Here is a 19,220-nt window from a genome sequence, read left to right as displayed (position 1 = left end):
TCGCTATACCAGGGAAAGCCGCAACGCCAGGGCCGCCAGGGTCACCAGCAGCACCGGCAGTGTCAGCACGATGCCGACCCGGAAGTAATAACCCCAGCCAATATGGATGCCCTTGCGTTCAAGCACATGCAGCCAAAGCAATGTGGCCAGGCTGCCGATGGGGGTGATTTTCGGTCCCAGGTCGCTGCCAATGACATTGGCGTAGATCATCGCTTCCTTGACCACCCCGGTGGCCTGACTGGCATCGATGGACAAGGCAGCGATCAGCACCGTGGGCAAATTGTTCATCACCGATGACAGCCCCGCCGTCAGCAATCCGGTGCCCAGCGCCGCCCCCCAGACGCCACCAGCGGCAAAGCCGTCGAGCCAGCCCGCCAGATACCCGGTCAGCCCGGCATTGCGCAAGCCATAAACCACCAGATACATGCCCAAGGAGAAAATCACGATCTGCCATGGCGCTTCCTTGAGCACTTTGCGGGTGGAGATCTTGTGCCCACGTGCCGCGATCACCAGCAGCAAAGTGGCGCAGACCGCGGAAATGGCGCTGATGGGAATCCCCAGCGGCTCCAGGGCAAAACAGCCCAGCAGCAGGATCAGCAGCACCCACCAGCCGGCGATGAAGGTCGCCCGGTCATGAATGGCACTGGCCGGCTCGGCCAGTTGCCGCGGATCGTACTGCTCAGGGATGTCCCGGCGGAAAAACCACAGCAGCACCGCCAGGGTCGCCGCGACGCTCACCAGGTTGACCGGCAGCATCACCGCCGCATAACGGTTGAAACCGATCTGAAAGAAGTCCGCGGAGACGATGTTCACCAGGTTCGACACCACCAGCGGCAAGCTTGCGGTGTCGGCGATGAAGCCGGCCCCCATGACGAAAGCCAGGGTCGTGGCGGCAGAAAAGCGCAAGGCCAGCAGCATGGAAATGACGATGGGCGTGAGGATCAGCGCCGCGCCGTCGTTGGCGAACAGTGCTGACACCAGGGCTCCCAACAGCACCATGAAGGCGAACAGCCGTCGCCCCCTGCCCCGCCCCCAGCGCGCCACATGCAGGGCCGCCCAGGCGAAGAACCCGGCCTCGTCCAGCAGCAGGCTGATGATGATCAGCGCAACGAAGGTGCCGGTGGCGTTCCAGATGATCTGCCACACCACCGGGATGTCGGCCAGTTGCACCACGCCGCAGAACAGGGCCAGGAGCGCGCCGAACACCGCGCTCCAACCGACGCCCAGGCCTTTGGGCTGCCAGATCACCAGGGTAATGGTCAGCAAGAAAATCGATACTGCAATCAACATGACTAAGAAATCTTGAATAAAGAGGGGGCTAGCGCAGGAGCTGGCTTGCCAGCGACCGTGCACCTGAGGCTGATACAAGCCCCAGGAGCCCGTTCGCCGGCAAGCCGGTGCCTACCAGAGCAGGAGAATGTGGGTGACAGACAGCACTCAAGCCTTCTTGTGCTGCTCGACCCATTGGCCGTAGGCGGTGATGAAGTTCTGCAGGAACGGCCGGGTCGCTTCCGACAGCTTGCCCGCTTCGTCGAACGCCGAGCCGGCGCCGCCCAGGTAGGCTTCGGGCTGCTGCATGCACGGCACATTGAGGAATACCAGGGATTGGCGCAGGTGGTGGTTGGCACCGAAGCCGCCGATGGCCCCGGGGGAAACGCTGATCACCGCTCCGGGCTTGCCGCTCCAGGCACTTTTGCCATAGGGACGCGAACCGACGTCGATGGCGTTCTTCAGGGCTGCCGGTACCGAGCGGTTGTACTCCGGGGTGACGAACAGTACCGCATCGGCAGCGCCGATCTGTTCGCGAAAGCGGGTGTAGGCCGCGGGAGGCGTCACGTCGATGTCTTCGTTGTACAGCGCCAGATCGCCAATCTCGACGATGCTCAACTGCAGGTTCGCCGGCGCCAGCTCGGCCAACGCCAGGGCCACCTTGCGATTCAGGGATTGTTTTCTCAGACTGCCGACCAGCACTGCGACTTTGTAGACATTGCTCATTGCATTCCAACCCTTGGCTTGAAGAAGGTGTTAGTTATAGATGAGCCTGGGGGTCGCCTGCTACCCCACACAAACCATTTCCCTGCATAAGTTCCAAGACCTGGGAGGCCGCCTGCTGCGACGGCGGATTATTTTTTCCGGCCGGCAAAACTTACCTTGCACACGTCGGGTCTACAGCACCGAATTTGCGTGTTTTATCTCCAGAGGCTCTAAAGATGGCAGCAGTACTTGTCGGACAATTCCATGCAAGAGATGCCGAGGGACGGGTGTATTCAGTGCACGAGTTCCAGGAATCCATGCCCGCAGAGGGCGACCAGGCCAGCTCGGAGCCCGTTACCACCTACCGCCTGGCCATTGGCGACCGGGTCAAGAAGCTCGATGACAATCAATTCCTGCTGGTGCAATCGGACGTCACCATCGTGCGGGAGCCGGAAACCTATGTCAGTGAGTGATCATGCCCGCCGGCCCGGACTTGGGGTAGGATTCAACGCCTGACTCCCTAACCGGCTGGACATGGACTTCAAGCATGCGTTTACGTCATATCGAAGTGATTCAGGCGCTCCTGCAAACCGCCCACCTGGGCACCGCCGCCGAGCTGCTGCAACTCTCGGTGGCTGAAGTCGAAGCCCTGCTACGCGATGCCGAAAGCCAATTGGGGTTCATGCTGTTCGCCAGCGTGCGCGGGCGCTTGCAGGCCACTCGCGAAGCCCGGGAATTGCAACCGGCAATCAACCGGGTGTACGACGCTTTCGAGCCGGTACAACGCCTGGCTGACAGCCTGAGGTTTCATCAGGCGCCGCCTTTGCGCATCGTCGGCACGCCGCCGCTGGTCCAGCAACTGCTGCCTCAATGCATCGCGGCCCTGCGCCGGCGCTTCACCGATACGCCCTGCAGCCTCCTCAGCCAGAGCACCCGCGACATGGTCCACAGCCTGCTGCTGCACGACTGTGACCTGGGCCTGAGCCTGCATGACCCCGAACACCCGGACATCCACAGTCAGGCCCTGGCTCAGGGCAAGCTGTTTTTGCTGGCGCCCCATGGCTGGCTGCAACCCAAGCAGAAATACGTGGCCCTGCAGGAGCTGGCGGGCCAGGCCATGGTGGGCCTGGAGGGCCAGGACCCGCTGAGCGTGATACTCACCAGCAAGCTGCAGAATCTGCGCCCAAGCCCGGTAATCCAGACCCGGGTACAGACCTACCAGATGATGCGCAGCCTGGTGGAGGCCGGTGAGGGCCTGGCCATCGTCGACCCGTTCACCGCCGTGGGTGCCCGTGGCGCCGGGCTCGATGCCTGCCCCTTGTCACCCCCCATCAGTGTCACGCTGTACGCCTTGCGCCGCAGTTCCGGCGAGGACTCGCCCCTGCTCGGCGCCCTGCTGGAACTGCTGACCGAGCAGGCCGAAACGCTGCTGGCCGGCTAGGACCGTTACGCCTGAGGCTCATCGGTAAACAGCCGGTACCAGAAAATCGCCACCTCGCTGGTATTCGGATCGATGCCGCGATAACGCAGGTGATCCACCCCGCCCACCACGTAGCCGCAGCGCTCATACAGGCGACAGGCGCCGAGGTTGTTGTTCTGGGTTTCCAGCATCACCCCCGGCAACTGCTTCTTGCGACTCCAGAACTGCGCCACCTCCAGCAGCCCCTTGGCGACGCCGTGCCGCCGGGCCGGCGCATGCACCGCCAACTCGTCGATATGCCCGTAACCGTTCCAATTGGTGCTGACCACCACGTGCCCCACGGGCTGGTCGTCCAGGTAGGCCATGAAGATCTCGCTGTCCGCGGCGTTGCGGTAACTGCTGAATTCCTCGGGATCGATGCCATAGCACTTGCGGTAAGGCATGATCCTGCGCAGCGGCCAGTCCGCCACCGGCATGCCCCGCTCTGCCTCGGCGTAGGCACTGACTTCGAAGCTGAAGTCGCTGCCCCAGACGTAGGCGGCGAAGCCCTCGTCGGCCACACGGATCGCCAGTCCCGGATACTTGGGATTCACCACAGGTTGCATAGCAGGAAAACTCCTCATGCTTTGACGCAATCGACGGTGTACTGCCGGCCATGGCCCTGGTCGTCATGCTGCAGGCCATGCACATCGGCGACGAACCCCGGGAAACTGCTGTCGAAAGCTCGGGCAAAGGCCAGGTAGTCGATGATCGAGCGGGTCGCTTCGGTAAATCGCTCACCGGGCATGATCAGCGGAATACCCGGTGGGTATGGCACCAGCATCACCGCCGCGATACGCCCCTGCAGTTGATCGATGGACACCGCCTCCACTTCGCCGCGTACCAGATGGTCATAGGCATCGGCCGGCTTCATCGCCACCTCCGGCAGCACCGTGTACATGCGCTTGAGGTGCTTGGCCGTGGCGTTGCTGCGGTAGCAGGCGTGCAACTGGTCGCACAGATCCTGCAAGCCCATGCCCTGATAGCGCTGAGGGTCCTGCCCGGCGACGCTGGGCAGGCAACTGGCCAGGCTGACATTGGCGTCGTAGTTGCGCTTGAACTCCAGCAGCTCGGTGAGCAGCGTGCTCCACTTGCCCTTGGTGATGCCCATGGAGAACAGCACCAGGAACGAATAGAGCCCGGTCTTTTCCACCACCAGCCCGCGTTCCCAGAGGAACTTGCTGACCACGGCCGCGGGAATTCCGTGTTCACTCAAGGCCCCGCCAGCGGTAAGGCCAGGCATCACCAGGGTCACCTTGATCGGATCGAGCAGCACATAGTCGTCGGTGACGCCGGCAAAACCGTGCCACTCGCCTTCGGGCTCCAGCAACCAGTCGCCGGTGCGCACCTGATCGATGCCTTCGACCCGCTCCGGCTGCCAGATCGAGAACCACCAGTCATCGGCGGCGATGTTCTGCCGCAGATTGGCCAAGGCCCGGCGGAAGCTCAGGGCTTCATCGAACATTTCCTGTAGCAGCGAGCGCCCCGCCGGCCCTTCCATCATCGCCGAGGCCACATCCAGCGAGGCAATGATGCTGTACTGCGGCGACGTCGAGATGTGCATCATGAAGGCTTCGTTGAAGCGGTCCCGATCCAGTTGTCGGGCGCCGCCATCCTGCACATGGATCATCGACGCCTGACTGAAAGCCGCCAGCAGCTTGTGGGTGGAATGGGTGGTGAACACCAGGGGGCTGTCAGCGGAGCGCGAGGTGCCCATGCCGTAACGCCCGGCGAAGAATTCGTGGAAGGCCGCGTAGGCATACCAGGCCTCGTCGAAATGCAGCACCTCGACACTGTTGCCCAGGCTTTGCTTGATCAGCTCGGCGTTGTAGCACAGGCCGTCATAGGTGGAGTTGGTGACCACCGCCAGCTTGACCTTGGGCGGCCGGCCACGGGTCAGCGGACTGGCATCGATCTTGGCCTGGATCGACTCGGGGCTGAACTCGCTCAAGGGAATCGGCCCGATGATCCCCAGTTCATTACGTTCAGGACACAGGTACAGGGGGATGGCCCCGGTCATGATGATCGAGTGCAACACCGACTTGTGGCAGTTGCGATCCACCAGCACCAGGTCATCGCGCCCCACCATGGAATGCCAGACGATCTTGTTGGCGGTGGAGGTGCCATTGATCACGAAGAAGGTATGGTCGGCACCGAAATTGCGCGCCGCCCGCGCCTCGGCTTCCGCCAGGGGCCCGGTGTGGTCCAGCAGCGAACCCAGCTCCGGCACTGACACCGACAGGTCCGAACGCAGGGTGTTCTCCCCGAAGAACTGGTGAAACGCCTGGCCCACCGGGCTCTTGCGATAGGCCACGCCACCGCCGTGCCCCGGGGTGTGCCAGGAATAGTTGGAATCGGCGGTGTGCTGCACCAGGGCCTTGAAGAACGGCGGCAGCAGGCCGTCGAGATAATTGCGCGCGGCCCGGGCCACTTGCCGGGCCAGGAACGGCACCGTGTCCTCGAACAGGTAGAGAATGCCCCGCAGCTGGTTGAGCTCGCTCATGGCATCGGCGGGGGCGTTTTCCAGGGTCATCTGCTCCCCGAGGGCGAAGATCGGCAACAAGGGTGCGCGTACCCGGGCCAGGCGGATCAGCTCCACCATGTTTTGCAGAAGATGGGTGTTTTCCCCGGCGCCCTCGGCAGCGATCAACATGCAGGCCAGGCCGTGATGGGTAGAAGCCACCAGTCGCCCTTCGGCGTAGTTGACCGCGGAAAAGATGCTGAACCCGTCCTTCTCCAGCTCCCGGGCGATGCCCCGCACCCGGTCTCCCGCCACCGTGTCGGACTTGATATCGCGGTGCACGATCAGGATCGGAAACTGCAGGTCTTTATACATGGGGCAGGCTGTCCTGAGGCGGCGGGTAGGTCCCGCCAATGGACTCAGGGTAGAAGCTCCTGGCGTCGCCTGTCACCCCGAGCACAGACTCGATGTAACAAAAGGTCGCACAGGCACAATTGCCGGCCCACGCCCCACACACCTGTAGCCGCTGCTGAGCCATGGCGAAGCTGCGTGAAGGCCCACAGGGCCTTGCTTGGCGATCTCCCGACAAACCTCTGTCGCCTAAGGAGCCGTTCGCAGCCTGCGGCAGCGGCTACAACACTCTCGGCTCGGCATTACCCTGTAGCCGCTGCCGAGCCACGGCGAGGCTGCGAAAAGGTCCGCAGGACCTTGCTTGACGATCTCCCGCCAAATCTCCAGCGCCCTCAAGAGCGCCGCATCTCCTAAGGAGCCGTTCGCAGCCTGCGGCAGCGGCTACAGGGCCACGGACGACAAAGGCTTAGTGTTGGTTTTCGAGCAACTGGGTCCACAGGGCCGGGGCGCCGGCAGACTTGGCGATGATCTCCAGGCGCGTCTGATGCTCGGCCAACTCGGCTTCGCTGGCGCGGATGATCCGCCCCCGCGGCCGCTCGGCCGGCAACCGGCGGATCTCCGAGGCCCGGCCCGCACCTTCGCCAGAGCCGTTGCCATCCGAGGCATTGCCCGCCAGGGACAGGCTGGTCTGGCCACCGGTCATGGTCAGGTAGACGTCGGCCAGGATCTCCGAGTCGAGCAAGGCGCCGTGCAATTCACGGCCGGAGTTGTCGACACCGTAGCGCTTGCACAGGGCGTCGAGGCTGTTGCGCTGCCCCGGGTGCCGCTCACGGGCCATCATCAGGGTGTCGAGGATGGTGCAGTGCTGGGTGATGTCCGCCCGCTCGTGCTGCCCCATCAAGGCGAATTCGTTGTTGATGAAACCAACGTCGAACGCCGCGTTGTGGATGATCAGCTGCGCGCCCTTGATAAAGTCGAAGAATTCATCGGCGACTTCGGCGAAACGCGGCTTGCCCACCAGGAACTCGTTGGTGATGCCGTGAACGCCAATGGCGCCCTCATCACTCTCGCGATCCGGTTGCAGGTAAACGTGGAAATGCCGCCCGGTCAGGCGCCGACCGATCAACTCGACGCAACCGATTTCAATGATCCGGTGACCGTCGGTCACCGGCATACCGGTGGTTTCGGTATCGAGTACAACAGATCTGTTGGCCATCAGTGGTCCGTTCTCAATCTGGCAAAGGGTGGGATTTTAGCATGCCCAACCCATGGACTGTGCGCGCACCGGTCACGCCGCTGCCGCGCACTTTTTAACAGTTATTAGCAAAGCTGCTGAGGTGGGCCGAAGGCTCGCCTGCTAGGGTGCCGCCGATCTTCCCCACGGACTTTTCCAGCCATGACGACACTCCGGCGCCACCTGCCAATCCTGCTGCTGGCCGGTCTGTTCAACAACTCCGGCCAGGCCACCAGCCTGGTGATCAGCACCGACCTGAGCATGAGCGGGCTGCTGACCAGCAGCGAAGGCACCGCCGGGATCAGCAGCTCGTTCAAGGACGACAAGATCGTCCTGCAAGCCCGCAGCGATGCTGCGGCCTTTATCGCCAGCAACGGGGCGATTCGCGGCGTACAGCTGGAGTCGGCGCTGCAGAGGATTCGCCAAGTGCTGCACAACCCGCCCTACAGCGACACCCAACTGGCTGCCGCGATCCTCACCCTGTAACGCCATCAGCCCTTGTAGCCGCGAACCTCATCCACACCACGGTTGGCCAACTGGTCGGCACGCTCGTTACCGTGATGGCCGGTGTGGCCACGCACCCATTTCCAGGTGACGTTGTGGCGGTTGACCTGCTCATCCAGTTGCTGCCACAGGTCGGCGTTCTTCACCGGCTCCTTGGCTGCGGTCTTCCAGCCGCGCTTCTTCCAGTTGGCCATCCACTCGTTGATGCCCTTCATCACGTACTGCGAGTCGGTGACCAGCAACACGTCGCACTGGCGCTTGAGCTCTTCCAGGCCGCGAATCGCCGCCATCAGTTCCATGCGATTGTTGGTGGTGTTGGCTTCGCCGCCCCAGAGTTCCTTCTCGACCCCCTTGCACACCAACAAAGCGCCCCAGCCACCGGGGCCGGGATTGCCCTTGCAGGCACCGTCGGTAAAGATTTCTACGCTATCGCTCATCCACGCCTTCCATCAGAAAATTGCCAGTGGCCTGCCGATTGCGGTCGACAGCGCCCAGGGCCGAGGTCACTCGGCCGGTCTATATAAAAAGAAGGTTGCTGCAGGTCGTCAGGGTTCGCTGTTACGGCGATTGACCTTGGCCATGGGCAGTGGCAACAGCTTGCCCATGGGTTCGCGTCGCACCTGGCGCACCGGGCGCAGGCCGACGGCGATCTTGCGTGCCACCAGCAGGTAAAAGCCGCCACCGGCCAGCTGCCACTGCCCGGCCTTGCGCTCCCAGCCCGCCAATCGTGCCTGCCATGCCTGCGAGGCAAGCGGCGGACGATAGCACCCGAAGCGGCGTTTCTCCAGCGCGAACCCCAGCAGGTTGAGCCAGTCGCCCACCCGCGACGACGAGATGCAGCGGGCCTGGCGCAAGGCATCATGGGCGAAGACGTGGCGCAGGCCCCAGGTGCTCCAGGGGTTGATACCGATAATCAGCAAGTGGCCGCCGGGCCTTACGCTGCTGGCCGCCTCGCGCAGCAGGCCGTGGGGCGACAGGCAGAAATCCAGGCCGTGTTGCAGCACCACCACATCGGCGGCATGTTCGCTCAGGGGCCAGGCCTGTTCCTCACAGACAATCTCGACCCCGGGCAACGGCGCGCCCAGGCGTACGTTGCGCTGCACCTGGGGCGCCGCCGGCGGGGTCTGCGCCGAGGGCCCGTAATGCACCAGGTAACCGCCGAAGAAACGCCCCAGCTCTTCTTCAAGCATGCGTCGCTCTTCATCCAGCAGAAACTGCCCCAGAGGGCCGGACAACCAGTCCCGGGCCGCACTGATCAGGGCCAGCCAGTCGGGATCTGCCTGAGCGAAGGCTTTATCGGTCATTGCATTCTCCAACACGCCAAGAAGTTCTAAGATGCGCCATTGTTTTCCGCTTGGCGAATCCAAAGATGATACAGATCAGTGCCCTGCCCGCCTTCACCGACAACTACATCTGGTTGTTACAAGATCATCGCAGCCAGCGCTGCGCCGTCGTCGATCCCGGCGATGCGGCGCCGGTACTGGCCTGGCTGGAACAGCACCCGGGCTGGAGCCTGAGCGACATCCTGGTGACCCACCATCACCACGATCATGTCGGCGGTGTCGAGCACCTGAAACAGCACAGTGGCGCCACGGTCTACGGCCCGGCACAGGAAAAGATCCCCGGACGCGACGTGGCCCTGAACGACAACGACCACGCCAACATCCTCGGCTGGGACTTCGAAGTGTTCGCCGTACCGGGCCATACCCTGGGGCATATCGCCTACTACCATCACGGCCTGCTGTTCTGTGGCGACACCCTGTTCGCCGCCGGTTGCGGCCGCCTGTTCGAAGGCACCCCAGAGCAGATGCACCATTCCCTCAGCCGCCTCGCCGCGCTGCCGGACGACACCCTGATCTACTGCACCCACGAATACACCCTGAGCAACCTGCGCTTCGCCCAGGCAGTGGAACCCGCCAACCCGGACATTGCCCAGCGTCTGGAAAAGGTCGCGCAGATGCGCGAGCAAGGGCGCATGACCCTGCCATCAACCCTGGCCCTGGAGAAACTGACCAACCCGTTTTTGCGTACCGGTGAAACATCCGTTAAACAAAAAGCGGACGAACGGAATGGCCAGGATAACCCGTCCCAGAGTGCGGTCTTTGCGGCCCTGAGGGCCTGGAAAGATAAGTTCTAAGCCGGCCAACTGTTGGCACAAAAATTCTGAATGGTTGACCGCACCCCGGGTGCTTTCTAGAATCGCCCGACATTTTTGCCCGGAACTTACTTCCAGCCAATGTCGTCATCTATTCGTTATTCCATCAGTTCAGACGCATTGACGCGCTTGGCCCAGGCCATCGCGGTAGCTGTGTCAGCGACTCTTGCGGGCTGCCAAAGCACCGGTCATGCCCCGCAGAGCGACGCGACACACACTCAGAATTTCAACGCCCGCATCAAGCAGAAACCCATCTGGCTGAGCAACCAGCCAAGCCCGCAAGTCCCCCAGGATGTCTGGGAACGCATGCGCCAGGGGTTCCAACTGCAAGAAGGCCAGGGCGTCAACCCGCGTATTGAACAACAGCGCCTGTGGTTCGCCAGTAACCCTTCCTTTCTGGAAAACGCCGGCGAGCGCGGCAGCCTCTATATCCACTACATCGTCGAACGTCTCGAAGAGCGCAACATGCCGCTGGAACTGGCGCTGCTGCCAGTCATCGAAAGCGCCTACAACCCGCTGGCCTATTCCCGGGCCGATGCGGTGGGACTCTGGCAGTTCGTCCCGGCCACCGGTCGCTACTTCAACCTGCGCCAGACCCGCTTCTACGATGGCCGACGCGACATCACCGCGTCGACCACCGCGGCGCTGGACTACCTGACCCGCCTGCACGACATGTTCAACGGCGACTGGCTGCTGGCACTGGCCGCCTACAACGCCGGCGAAGGCACGGTCAGCCGGGCCATTGAGCGTAACGAGAAGCTCGGCCTGCCCACCGACTACTGGAACCTGCCGCTGCCGACGGAAACCCAGGCCTATGTGCCCAAGCTGCTGGCCCTGTCCCAGGTGGTGCTGGCCCCGCAAGCCTACGGCGTCAATCTCAACCCGATCGCCAACGAACCCTACTTCCAGGTGGTGGAAATCAACCAGCGCATGGACCTGTCCAAGGTCGCGGCGGTGGCCAACATCGACGAGGACGAGCTGTTCCAGCTCAATCCGGCGTTCAAGCAGCGCACCACCGTCGATGGCCCGCAACACCTGCTGGTGCCAACGTCCAAGGCACAGCTGCTGACCACCAGCCTGTCCACCATGAAACCCGAAGAGCTGATCAGCAAACGCTCCCTCAAGCCGGTCTTCGACCGCGACGAAGGCCGCGACTCGCTGCGGCCCAAGCGCATCTATCGGGTCAAGAACGGCGACAACCTGACCCTGATCGCCAAGGCCAACAAGGTGGATGTGCAGGACCTGCAACGCTGGAACAAGCTCAGCGGCAAGAACCTCAAGGTCGGCCAGACCCTGGTGATGCAGGACACCCGCAAGACCGCCGGCAAGAAAACCACCGTCGCCAGCAGCGGCAAGCAGAAATCGACCCAATACAAGGTCAAGCAAGGCGACTCGCTGTACATCGTGGCCAAGCGTTTCAATGTGGAAATGCAGCACCTCAAGCGCTGGAACCCGCGCGCAGCCCAGGCCCTCAAGCCGGGCCAGATGCTCACGGTCTACCTGCCGCACTGAAATCCGCCCTGTAGGAGCCGGCTTGCCGGCGAACAGCCTTCACCGGCAAGCCGGCTCCTACAGGAAATTTCAATTGCACGAAGCTCGGGCCAGCGAGCTTTTTCCTGCTGATACAAGCTGTTACTGTACGGAGCACAAAGCCCAAGCCGCCTGGATCGGATCTCTGACTCGATGCGTCCCCTCCTTCTGTTCTTCATCAGTCTGGCCTTGAGCTTTCCCGCAAGCGCAACGATCACTGAAAGTCATGGTTATGCGCAGTTTGGCACGCTCAAGTACCCGGCCAAGTTCACCCACTTCGACTGGGTCAATCCCGTGGCGCCCAAAGGCGGCACCTTGCGGGTCATGGCCTTTGGCACCTTCGACACCCTCAATCCCTATACCTTCAAGGGCATCAGCCCGGTCGCCACACCGAACTTCCTGCAATACGGCGTCAACGAGCTCAACGAGCCGTTGATGGTGGGCACCGGCCTCTATGCGCCCTCCGGCGATGAACCCACTTCCAGCTACGGCCTGATCGCCCGCTCCGTGGAATACAGCGAGGACCGCAGCTGGGTGGTGTTCAACCTGCGCCCCGAGGCACGCTTTCACGACGGCAAGCCGATCACCGCCTATGACGTGGCGTTTTCCTACCGCCTGCTGCTCAAGGAAGGTCACCCGCAGTACCGCACCAACCTGCAGGAGGTGCAGCGGGTGGATATCCTCGGCCCGCAGCGCATCCGCTTCGTCTTCAAGCGCGCCGGCAACCCGCTGCTGATCCTGCGTCTGGGGGAGTTGCCAGTCCTGCCCCAGCACTACTGGAAAGACCGCGACTTCAAGGCCACCACCTTCACCCCGCCCCTGGGCAGCGGCCCCTATCGCATCACCCAGGTCCAGCCCGGACGCCAACTGGTGTTCGAACGGGTCAAGGACTATTGGGGCAAGGACTTGCCGGTCAAGCGCGGCTTCAACAACTTCGACCGGGTCGAGGTGGAGTTCTACCGCGACAGCGACGTCGCCTTCGAAGCCTTCAAGGCCGGCGAGTTCGACATCTACATCGAGCACCAGGCCAAGAACTGGGCCAACGGCTACAACTTCCCGGCGCTCAATCGCGGCGAGGTGATCAAGGCCCAGGTGGCGCACCAGATCCCCACCCAGACCCAGGGCCTGTTCATGAACACCCGCCGCGGGACTTTCGCCGATGTGCGGGTGCGTGAGGCCCTGGGCCTGATGTTCGACTTCCAATGGACCAACCGCACCCTGTTCAGCGGCGCCTACCAGCGCGCCCTGAGCTACTACCCCAACAGCGAATTCTCCGCCACGGGCCTGCCGGTGGGGCACGAATGGCTGCTGCTCTCGCCCTACCGCGAGCAACTGCCCCCCAATCTCTTCACCCAGGCCTTCAGCCTGCCCCGTACCGAGGGCCGCGGCATCCCCCGGGATACCCTGCGCCGCGCCCTGGGGCTGTTGGCCGAAGCCGGCTGGAAGCTCAATGGCCAGCGCCTGCAGAACAGCGCCGGGCAGCCGCTGCGCTTCGAGCTGATGCTGGTCAATCCCAACCTGGAGCGCATTCTCCAGCCTTATGTGGAGAACCTGGCCAGCATCGGCATCGACGCGCGCCTGCGTACCGTGGACCGGGCGCAATACAAGCAGCGCCTGGACCAGTTCGACTACGACATGATCCTCATGACCCTCAACCAGACCCTGAGCCCGGGCCTGGAGCAATGGCAGTACTTCCACTCCAGCCAGGTCTCGGTCAAGGGCAGCAAGAACTATGCAGGCATCAACAACCCCATAGTCGATCACCTGCTGGAGCAACTGCTGGCCGCCCAGAGCCGCGACGAGCAACTGGCCGCCGGCCGCGCCCTGGACCGGGTGCTGCTGTGGCAGCACTACATGATTCCCAACTGGTACCTCAACTATCACCGACTGGCCTACCGTAACCGGTTCGCCTTGGTCACCACGCCGCCCTACAACCTGGGCTTGAACGCCTGGTGGCTGAAGTCCCTGGAGAGTCCCCAATGATGCCTCTGCGTGCCCTGCTCCTGCGCACCAGCGGCCTGTTGTTCGGCGTCATCGCCTGCTGTGCCCAGGCTGCGCCGCAACATGCCCTGACCCTGTACAACGAAGCGCCGAAATACCCGGCGAACTTCCAGCACTTCGACTTCGTCAACCCCGATGCGCCCAAGGGTGGCACCTTCCGCATGGCCGGTTTCGGCAGCTTCGACAGCCTCAATCCATTCATCAGCAAAGGCGTGCCCGAGCAGAACATCGGCCTGATCTACGACACCCTGATGGCCCAGAGCCTGGACGAGCCCTTCACCGAGTACGGGCTGGTGGCGGGCAAGATCGAGAAAGCCCCGGACAACAGCTGGGTGCGTTTCTACCTGCGCCCGGAAGCGCGTTTCAATGACGGCCAGCCGATTCGTGCCGAGGACGTGGTGTTCAGCTTCCAGACCCTGATGAGCGCCGGCTCGCCGCTGTACCGCGGCTACTACGCCGACGTCGACCAGGTGATCGCCGAAGACCCGCTGCGGGTGCTGTTCAAGTTCAAGCACAGCAACAACCGCGAACTGCCGCTGATCCTCGGCCAACTGACGGTCCTGCCCAAGCACTGGTGGGAAAGCCGCGACTTTGCCAAGAGCAACCTGGAAGTGCCCCTGGGCAGCGGCCCCTACCGGGTGACCGCGGTCAAGGCCGGACGCTCGATCCGCTACGAGCGGGTCAAGGACTACTGGGGCCGCGACCTGCCGGTCAACCGCGGCTTCTACAACTTCGACGTGATCACCAGCGATTACTACCGCGACAACACCGTGGCCCTGGAAGCCCTCAAGGCCGGGCAGTTCGACTACTGGCTGGAGATGAGCGCGAAGAACTGGGCCAACGCCTACAACACCCCGGCCGTGGCCCAGGGCCGCTTGATCAAGGAACAGATCGCCAACGGCAACCCCACCGGCATGCAGGGTTTTGTCTTCAACACCCGCCGGCCGCTGTTCCAGGACGTGCGGGTACGCCACGCCCTGAGCCTGCTGCTGGATTTTGAATGGAGCAACAAGCAGCTGTTCAACGGCGCCTACACCCGCACCCGCAGTTACTTCGAGAACTCGGAAATGGCCGCCACCGGCCTGCCGGGCCCTGACGAGTTGGCCATCCTCGAACCCTTGCGCGGCAAGATTCCCGAGCAGGTGTTCAACGAAGCCTTTGCGCCGTCACAGTGCGACGGCAGCGGCATGATCCGTGCCCAGCAGCGCCAGGCCTACCAACTGCTGCAGGAAGCCGGCTGGCGCATCGTCGACGACAAGATGGTGGACGCCCAAGGCAAACCGGTGGTGATCGAGTTCCTCCTGGCCCAGACCGAGTTCGAGCGGGTGCTGCTACCGTTCAAGCGCAACCTGGCCGACCTGGGCATCGACCTGGTGATCCGCCGGGTCGACGTGTCCCAGTACATCACCCGGGTGCGCTCGCGGGACTTCGACATGATCGTCGGCAGCTTTCCCCAGTCCAATTCTCCGGGTAACGAGCAACGCGAGTTCTGGATGTCCTCCAGCGCCGACAAGCCCGGCAGCCGCAACTACATCGGCCTCAAGGACCCGGCCATCGACACCCTGGTGGAAAGCCTGATCAACGCCGATTCGCGCGCCAGCCTGGTGGCCCACGCCCGGGCCCTGGACCGGGTCCTGCAATGGGGCTACTACGTGATCCCCAACTGGCACATCAAGACCTGGCGCGTGGCCTACTGGGATCACATCGGCCACCCGCAAGTCGCGCCCAAGTACGACATCGGCATCAACACCTGGTGGATCAAGCCCGATGCCAAGCCCGCCGTAGAACCGGCCCCGGACCAGGCGGCCACAGCCGACAGGGAGCAATGACATGCTGGCCTATATCGTTCGCCGACTGCTGCTGATCATCCCCACCCTGCTGGGCATCCTGCTGATCAACTTCGTGATCATCCAGGCCGCCCCCGGCGGGCCGGTGGAGCAGATGATCGCCAAGCTCGAAGGCTTCGACGGCGCCACCAGCCGCATCGCCGGCGGCGGCGCCGAAGTCTCGGTGGCCGGCTCCAGCTACCGTGGCGCCCAGGGCCTGGACCCGGCGCTGATCAAGGAAATCGAGCACATGTACGGCTTCGACAAGTCGGCGCCGGAACGCCTGTGGATCATGATCAAGAACTACGCCACCCTGGACTTCGGCAACAGCTTCTTCCGTGACGCCAAGGTGGTGGACCTGATCAAGGAAAAGATGCCGGTGTCCATCTCCCTCGGGTTGTGGAGCACCCTGATCATGTACCTGGTGTCGATCCCCCTGGGGATCGCCAAGGCCACCCGCCACGGTAGCCACTTCGATGTCTGGACCAGCTCGGCGATCATCGTCGGCTACGCGATCCCGGCCTTCCTGTTCGCCATCCTGCTGATCGTGGTGTTCGCCGGCGGCAGCTATTTCAACTGGTTCCCGTTACGCGGCCTGACCTCCAACGACTTCGACCAGCTGAGCTGGGGCCGCAAGATCCTCGATTACTTCTGGCACCTGGCGCTGCCGGTCACCGCCCTGGTGATTGGCCACTTCGCCACCATGACCCTGCTGACCAAGAACAGCTTCCTCGACGAGATCAACAAACAGTACGTGGTCACCGCCAAAGCCAAGGGCCTGACCCAGCGCCGGGTGCTCTACGGCCACGTGTTCCGCAACGCCATGCTGCTGGTGATCGCCGGCTTCCCCTCGGCCTTCATCGGCATCTTCTTCACCGGCTCCCTGTTGGTGGAGGTGATTTTCTCCCTCGACGGCCTGGGCCTGATGAGCTTCGAGGCGGCGATCAACCGCGACTACCCGGTGGTGTTCGGCACCCTGTTCATCTTCACCCTGCTGGGGCTGGTGGTGAAGCTGATCGGCGACCTGACCTACACCCTGGTGGACCCACGCATCGACTTCGACAGCCGGGAGCATTGAGATGAACCTGTCCCCCCTCAATCGCCGGCGCTTCGAGCGCTTCAAGGCCAACAAACGCGGCTGGTGGTCGCTGTGGCTGTTTTTGGTGCTGTTCATCCTCAGCCTGGGCGCCGAGCTGATCGCCAACGACAAACCGCTGGTGGTGCACTACGAAGGCGGCTGGTACTTCCCGGCCCTCAAGCGCTACCCGGAAACCACCTTCGGCGGCGAATTCCCCCTGGAAGCCAACTACAAGAGCCCGTACATCCGCGAGCTGCTGGCACAGAAGGACGCCTGGGTGCTGTGGGCGCCGATCCCCTACAGCTACCAGAGCATCAACTACGACCTGCGGGTGCCGGCCCCGGCGCCACCGTCGACGGACAACCTGCTGGGCACCGACGACCAGGGCCGCGATGTGCTGGCCCGAGTGATCTACGGGTTTCGCATCTCGGTGCTGTTCGCCCTGACCCTGACCATCCTCAGCTCGATCATCGGGGTCATCGCCGGCGCCCTGCAGGGCTTCTACGGCGGCTGGGTGGACCTGGCCGGGCAACGCTTCCTGGAAATCTGGTCCGGGCTGCCGGTGCTCTACCTGCTGATCATCCTGGCCAGCTTCGTGCAGCCCAACTTCTGGTGGCTGCTGGGGATCATGCTGCTGTTTTCCTGGATGAGCCTGGTGGACGTGGTGCGCGCCGAGTTCCTGCGCGGGCGCAACCTGGAATACGTGCGCGCGGCCCGGGCCCTGGGCATGCAGAACGGCGCCATCATGTTCCGCCACATCCTGCCCAACGCCATGGTCTCCACCATGACCTTCATGCCCTTTATCCTCACGGGCGCCATCGGCACCCTCACCGCCCTGGACTTCCTCGGCTTCGGCCTGCCGCCGGGGGCGCCGTCCCTGGGCGAGCTGGTGGCCCAGGGCAAGTCCAACCTGCAGGCGCCCTGGCTGGGCATCAGTGCCTTTGCCGTGCTGGCGCTCATGCTCAGCCTGCTGGTGTTTATCGGCGAATCCGCCCGCGATGCCTTCGACCCGAGGAAATGACATGACCCAGGACACTCTGATCGAAGTCCGCGACCTGGCGGTGGAATTCGTCGCCGGCGCCCAGTGCCAGCGCGTGGTGGAAGGCATCAGCTTCGACATCAAGCGCGGCGAAACCCTGGCCCTGGTGGGGGAAAGCGGCTCCGGCAAATCGGTGACCGCCCACTCGATCCTGCGCCTTTTGCCCTACCCCCTGGCCCAGCACCCATCCGGCAGCATCCAGTACGCCGGGCACGACCTGCTGACCCTGAACGAGAAGACCCTGCGCCACATTCGCGGCAACCGCATCGCCATGATCTTTCAGGAGCCCATGACCTCGCTGAACCCGCTGCACAGCATCGAGAAGCAGATCAACGAAGTGCTGGGCATCCACAAGGGCCTGACCGGCAAGATCGCCAGCAAGCGCACCCTGGAACTGCTGGAACTGGTGGGCATTCCCGAGCCGCACAAGCGCCTCAAGGCCCTGCCCCACGAACTGTCCGGCGGCCAGCGACAACGGGTGATGATCGCCATGGCCCTGGCCAACGAACCGGAGCTGCTGATCGCCGACGAACCGACCACGGCCCTGGACGTCACCGTGCAGTTGAAGATCCTCGAGCTGCTCAAGGAACTGCAGGCGCGCCTGGGCATGGCCTTGCTGCTGATCAGCCACGACCTGAACCTGGTACGGCGCATTGCCCACCGGGTCTGCGTCATGCAAAAGGGCTGCATCGTCGAGCAGGCGTCCTGTGAGGAGCTGTTCCGCGCGCCGCAGCATCCCTACACCCGGGAATTGCTGGCCGCGGAGCCCAGCGGCACCCCGGCGAACAACCCGATCGGCCCGCTGTTGCTGGAAGTGGACAATCTCAAGGTCTGGTTCCCGATCAAGAAAGGCCTGCTGCGCAGCACCGTGGATCACGTCAAGGCGGTGGACGGCATCCACTTCAGCCTGCCCCAGGGCCAGACCCTGGGCATCGTCGGCGAAAGCGGCTCGGGCAAGTCGACCCTGGGCCTGGCGATCCTGCGCCTGATCGCCAGCCAGGGCGGCATTCGTTTCGAGGGGCAGCAGCTGGACGCCCTGTCCCAGCAACAGGTACGGCCGCTGCGGCGGGAAATGCAGGTGGTGTTCCAGGACCCCTTTGGCAGCCTCAGCCCGCGCATGAGCGTGAGCCAGATCGTTGGCGAAGGCTTGCGCATTCACAAGATCGGCAGCGAACAGGAGCAGGAACAAGCGATCATCGAAGCGCTCAAGGAAGTCGGCCTGGACCCGGACACCCGGCACCGCTACCCCCATGAGTTTTCCGGTGGCCAGCGTCAGCGCATCGCCATCGCCCGGGCCCTGGTGCTCAAGCCGCGGCTGATCCTGCTGGACGAGCCGACCTCGGCCCTGGACCGCACCGTGCAGCGCCAGGTGGTGGAACTGCTGCGCATCCTGCAACGCAAGTACAACCTGACCTACTTGTTCATCAGCCACGACCTGGCGGTGGTCAAGGCCCTGAGCCACCAGTTGATGGTGATCAAGCACGGCCAGGTGGTGGAACAGGGTGACGCGCGCAGTATCTTTGCCGTCCCACAACATCCGTACACACGGCAATTGCTGGAAGCCGCCTTCCTGGCTCCAGCAAGCGCCGAATAACCTGCAACAGGAGT

The 19,220-nt window shown here is 63.3% G+C and carries 17 protein-coding genes; 10 read left to right on the top strand and 7 right to left on the bottom strand.

From position 1 onward, the window contains the following. Window positions 1–3 precede the first annotated feature (3 nt). Entirely contained in the window at window positions 4–1,290 is a 1,287-nt protein-coding gene (locus PFZ56_RS19645; protein WP_170002453.1) for an arsenic transporter, read from the bottom strand. 147 nt (window positions 1,291–1,437) lie between these two features. After that, on the bottom strand, window positions 1,438–1,995 hold the full coding sequence (locus PFZ56_RS19640; RefSeq protein ID WP_102865221.1) for an NADPH-dependent FMN reductase: 558 nt from the start codon (window positions 1,993–1,995) through the stop codon (window positions 1,438–1,440). 215 nt (window positions 1,996–2,210) lie between these two features. Between PFZ56_RS19640 and PFZ56_RS19635 the strand changes: the two genes are divergently transcribed. Beyond that, complete coding sequence (locus PFZ56_RS19635) at window positions 2,211–2,447, top strand: hypothetical protein (RefSeq protein ID WP_102865222.1); 237 nt, start codon at window positions 2,211–2,213, stop codon at window positions 2,445–2,447. Window positions 2,448–2,521: 74 nt separating this feature from the next. After that, a complete protein-coding gene (locus PFZ56_RS19630) occupies window positions 2,522–3,415 on the top strand; it encodes a LysR family transcriptional regulator (protein ID WP_170002455.1) in 894 nt (297 codons plus the stop codon). Window positions 3,416–3,420: 5 nt separating this feature from the next. Here PFZ56_RS19630 and PFZ56_RS19625 read toward each other — a convergent pair whose 3' ends face one another. The 3 genes from PFZ56_RS19625 to dnaQ form a co-directional block, all read right to left on the bottom strand. After that, complete coding sequence (locus PFZ56_RS19625) at window positions 3,421–3,999, bottom strand: GNAT family N-acetyltransferase (RefSeq protein ID WP_170002457.1); 579 nt, start codon at window positions 3,997–3,999, stop codon at window positions 3,421–3,423. Between the two features lie 14 nt (window positions 4,000–4,013). Then, window positions 4,014–6,269, bottom strand: coding sequence for an arginine/lysine/ornithine decarboxylase (locus PFZ56_RS19620; RefSeq protein ID WP_102879623.1), 2,256 nt, complete (start codon window positions 6,267–6,269; stop codon window positions 4,014–4,016). Between the two features lie 442 nt (window positions 6,270–6,711). Continuing rightward, a complete protein-coding gene (gene dnaQ / locus PFZ56_RS19615; RefSeq protein WP_102865226.1) occupies window positions 6,712–7,461 on the bottom strand; it encodes a DNA polymerase III subunit epsilon in 750 nt (249 codons plus the stop codon). A gap of 180 nt (window positions 7,462–7,641) precedes the next feature. Between dnaQ and PFZ56_RS19610 the strand changes: the two genes are divergently transcribed. Next, window positions 7,642–7,965, top strand: coding sequence for a DUF2388 domain-containing protein (locus PFZ56_RS19610; RefSeq protein WP_123391050.1), 324 nt, complete (start codon window positions 7,642–7,644; stop codon window positions 7,963–7,965). A gap of 5 nt (window positions 7,966–7,970) precedes the next feature. Here the strand turns inward: PFZ56_RS19610 and rnhA are convergent, their stop codons facing one another. Further along, window positions 7,971–8,420 carry a ribonuclease HI gene (gene rnhA / locus PFZ56_RS19605; RefSeq protein WP_102865228.1) on the bottom strand — a complete coding sequence of 150 codons (450 nt, stop codon included), beginning with the start codon at window positions 8,418–8,420 and terminating at the stop codon, window positions 7,971–7,973. A 108-nt stretch (window positions 8,421–8,528) separates the two neighbouring features. Further along, window positions 8,529–9,287, bottom strand: a complete 759-nt coding sequence (locus PFZ56_RS19600) for a methyltransferase domain-containing protein (protein ID WP_102865229.1) — start codon at window positions 9,285–9,287, stop codon at window positions 8,529–8,531. A 65-nt stretch (window positions 9,288–9,352) separates the two neighbouring features. Here PFZ56_RS19600 and gloB point away from each other — a divergent pair, with 65 nt between their 5' ends. The 7 genes from gloB to PFZ56_RS19565 all read left to right on the top strand — a co-directional run bounded on the left by gloB (window position 9,353) and on the right by PFZ56_RS19565 (window position 19,206). Further along, on the top strand, window positions 9,353–10,120 hold the full coding sequence (gene gloB, locus PFZ56_RS19595; protein ID WP_123391052.1) for a hydroxyacylglutathione hydrolase: 768 nt from the start codon (window positions 9,353–9,355) through the stop codon (window positions 10,118–10,120). Between the two features lie 99 nt (window positions 10,121–10,219). Then, on the top strand, window positions 10,220–11,650 hold the full coding sequence (locus PFZ56_RS19590; RefSeq protein ID WP_170002459.1) for a transglycosylase SLT domain-containing protein: 1,431 nt from the start codon (window positions 10,220–10,222) through the stop codon (window positions 11,648–11,650). A gap of 171 nt (window positions 11,651–11,821) precedes the next feature. Beyond that, window positions 11,822–13,651 (top strand): extracellular solute-binding protein, encoded by a 1,830-nt coding sequence (locus PFZ56_RS19585; RefSeq protein WP_102879627.1) that lies wholly within the window; start codon window positions 11,822–11,824, stop codon window positions 13,649–13,651. Continuing rightward, the gene (locus PFZ56_RS19580; protein WP_123391058.1) at window positions 13,648–15,498 is read left to right on the top strand and encodes an extracellular solute-binding protein; all 1,851 of its coding nucleotides are present in this window, start codon (window positions 13,648–13,650) and stop codon (window positions 15,496–15,498) included. Before PFZ56_RS19585 ends, PFZ56_RS19580 begins: the two co-directional genes overlap by 4 nt. 1 nt (window position 15,499) lies before the next feature. Next, window positions 15,500–16,573 carry a microcin C ABC transporter permease YejB gene (locus tag PFZ56_RS19575; protein ID WP_016964272.1) on the top strand — a complete coding sequence of 358 codons (1,074 nt, stop codon included), beginning with the start codon at window positions 15,500–15,502 and terminating at the stop codon, window positions 16,571–16,573. Window position 16,574: 1 nt separating this feature from the next. Next, window positions 16,575–17,594, top strand: coding sequence for an ABC transporter permease (locus PFZ56_RS19570; RefSeq protein ID WP_110651554.1), 1,020 nt, complete (start codon window positions 16,575–16,577; stop codon window positions 17,592–17,594). Between the two features lies 1 nt (window position 17,595). Then, complete coding sequence (locus PFZ56_RS19565) at window positions 17,596–19,206, top strand: ABC transporter ATP-binding protein (RefSeq protein WP_170002461.1); 1,611 nt, start codon at window positions 17,596–17,598, stop codon at window positions 19,204–19,206. Window positions 19,207–19,220: the final 14 nt, after the last annotated feature.

Source organism: Pseudomonas danubii, from assembly GCF_042980055.1.
GTDB classification, from domain to species: domain Bacteria; phylum Pseudomonadota; class Gammaproteobacteria; order Pseudomonadales; family Pseudomonadaceae; genus Aquipseudomonas; species Aquipseudomonas danubii.
The sequence above is the reverse complement of the archived record's forward strand: the minus strand, read 5'-3'. Positions and strand labels throughout refer to the sequence as shown.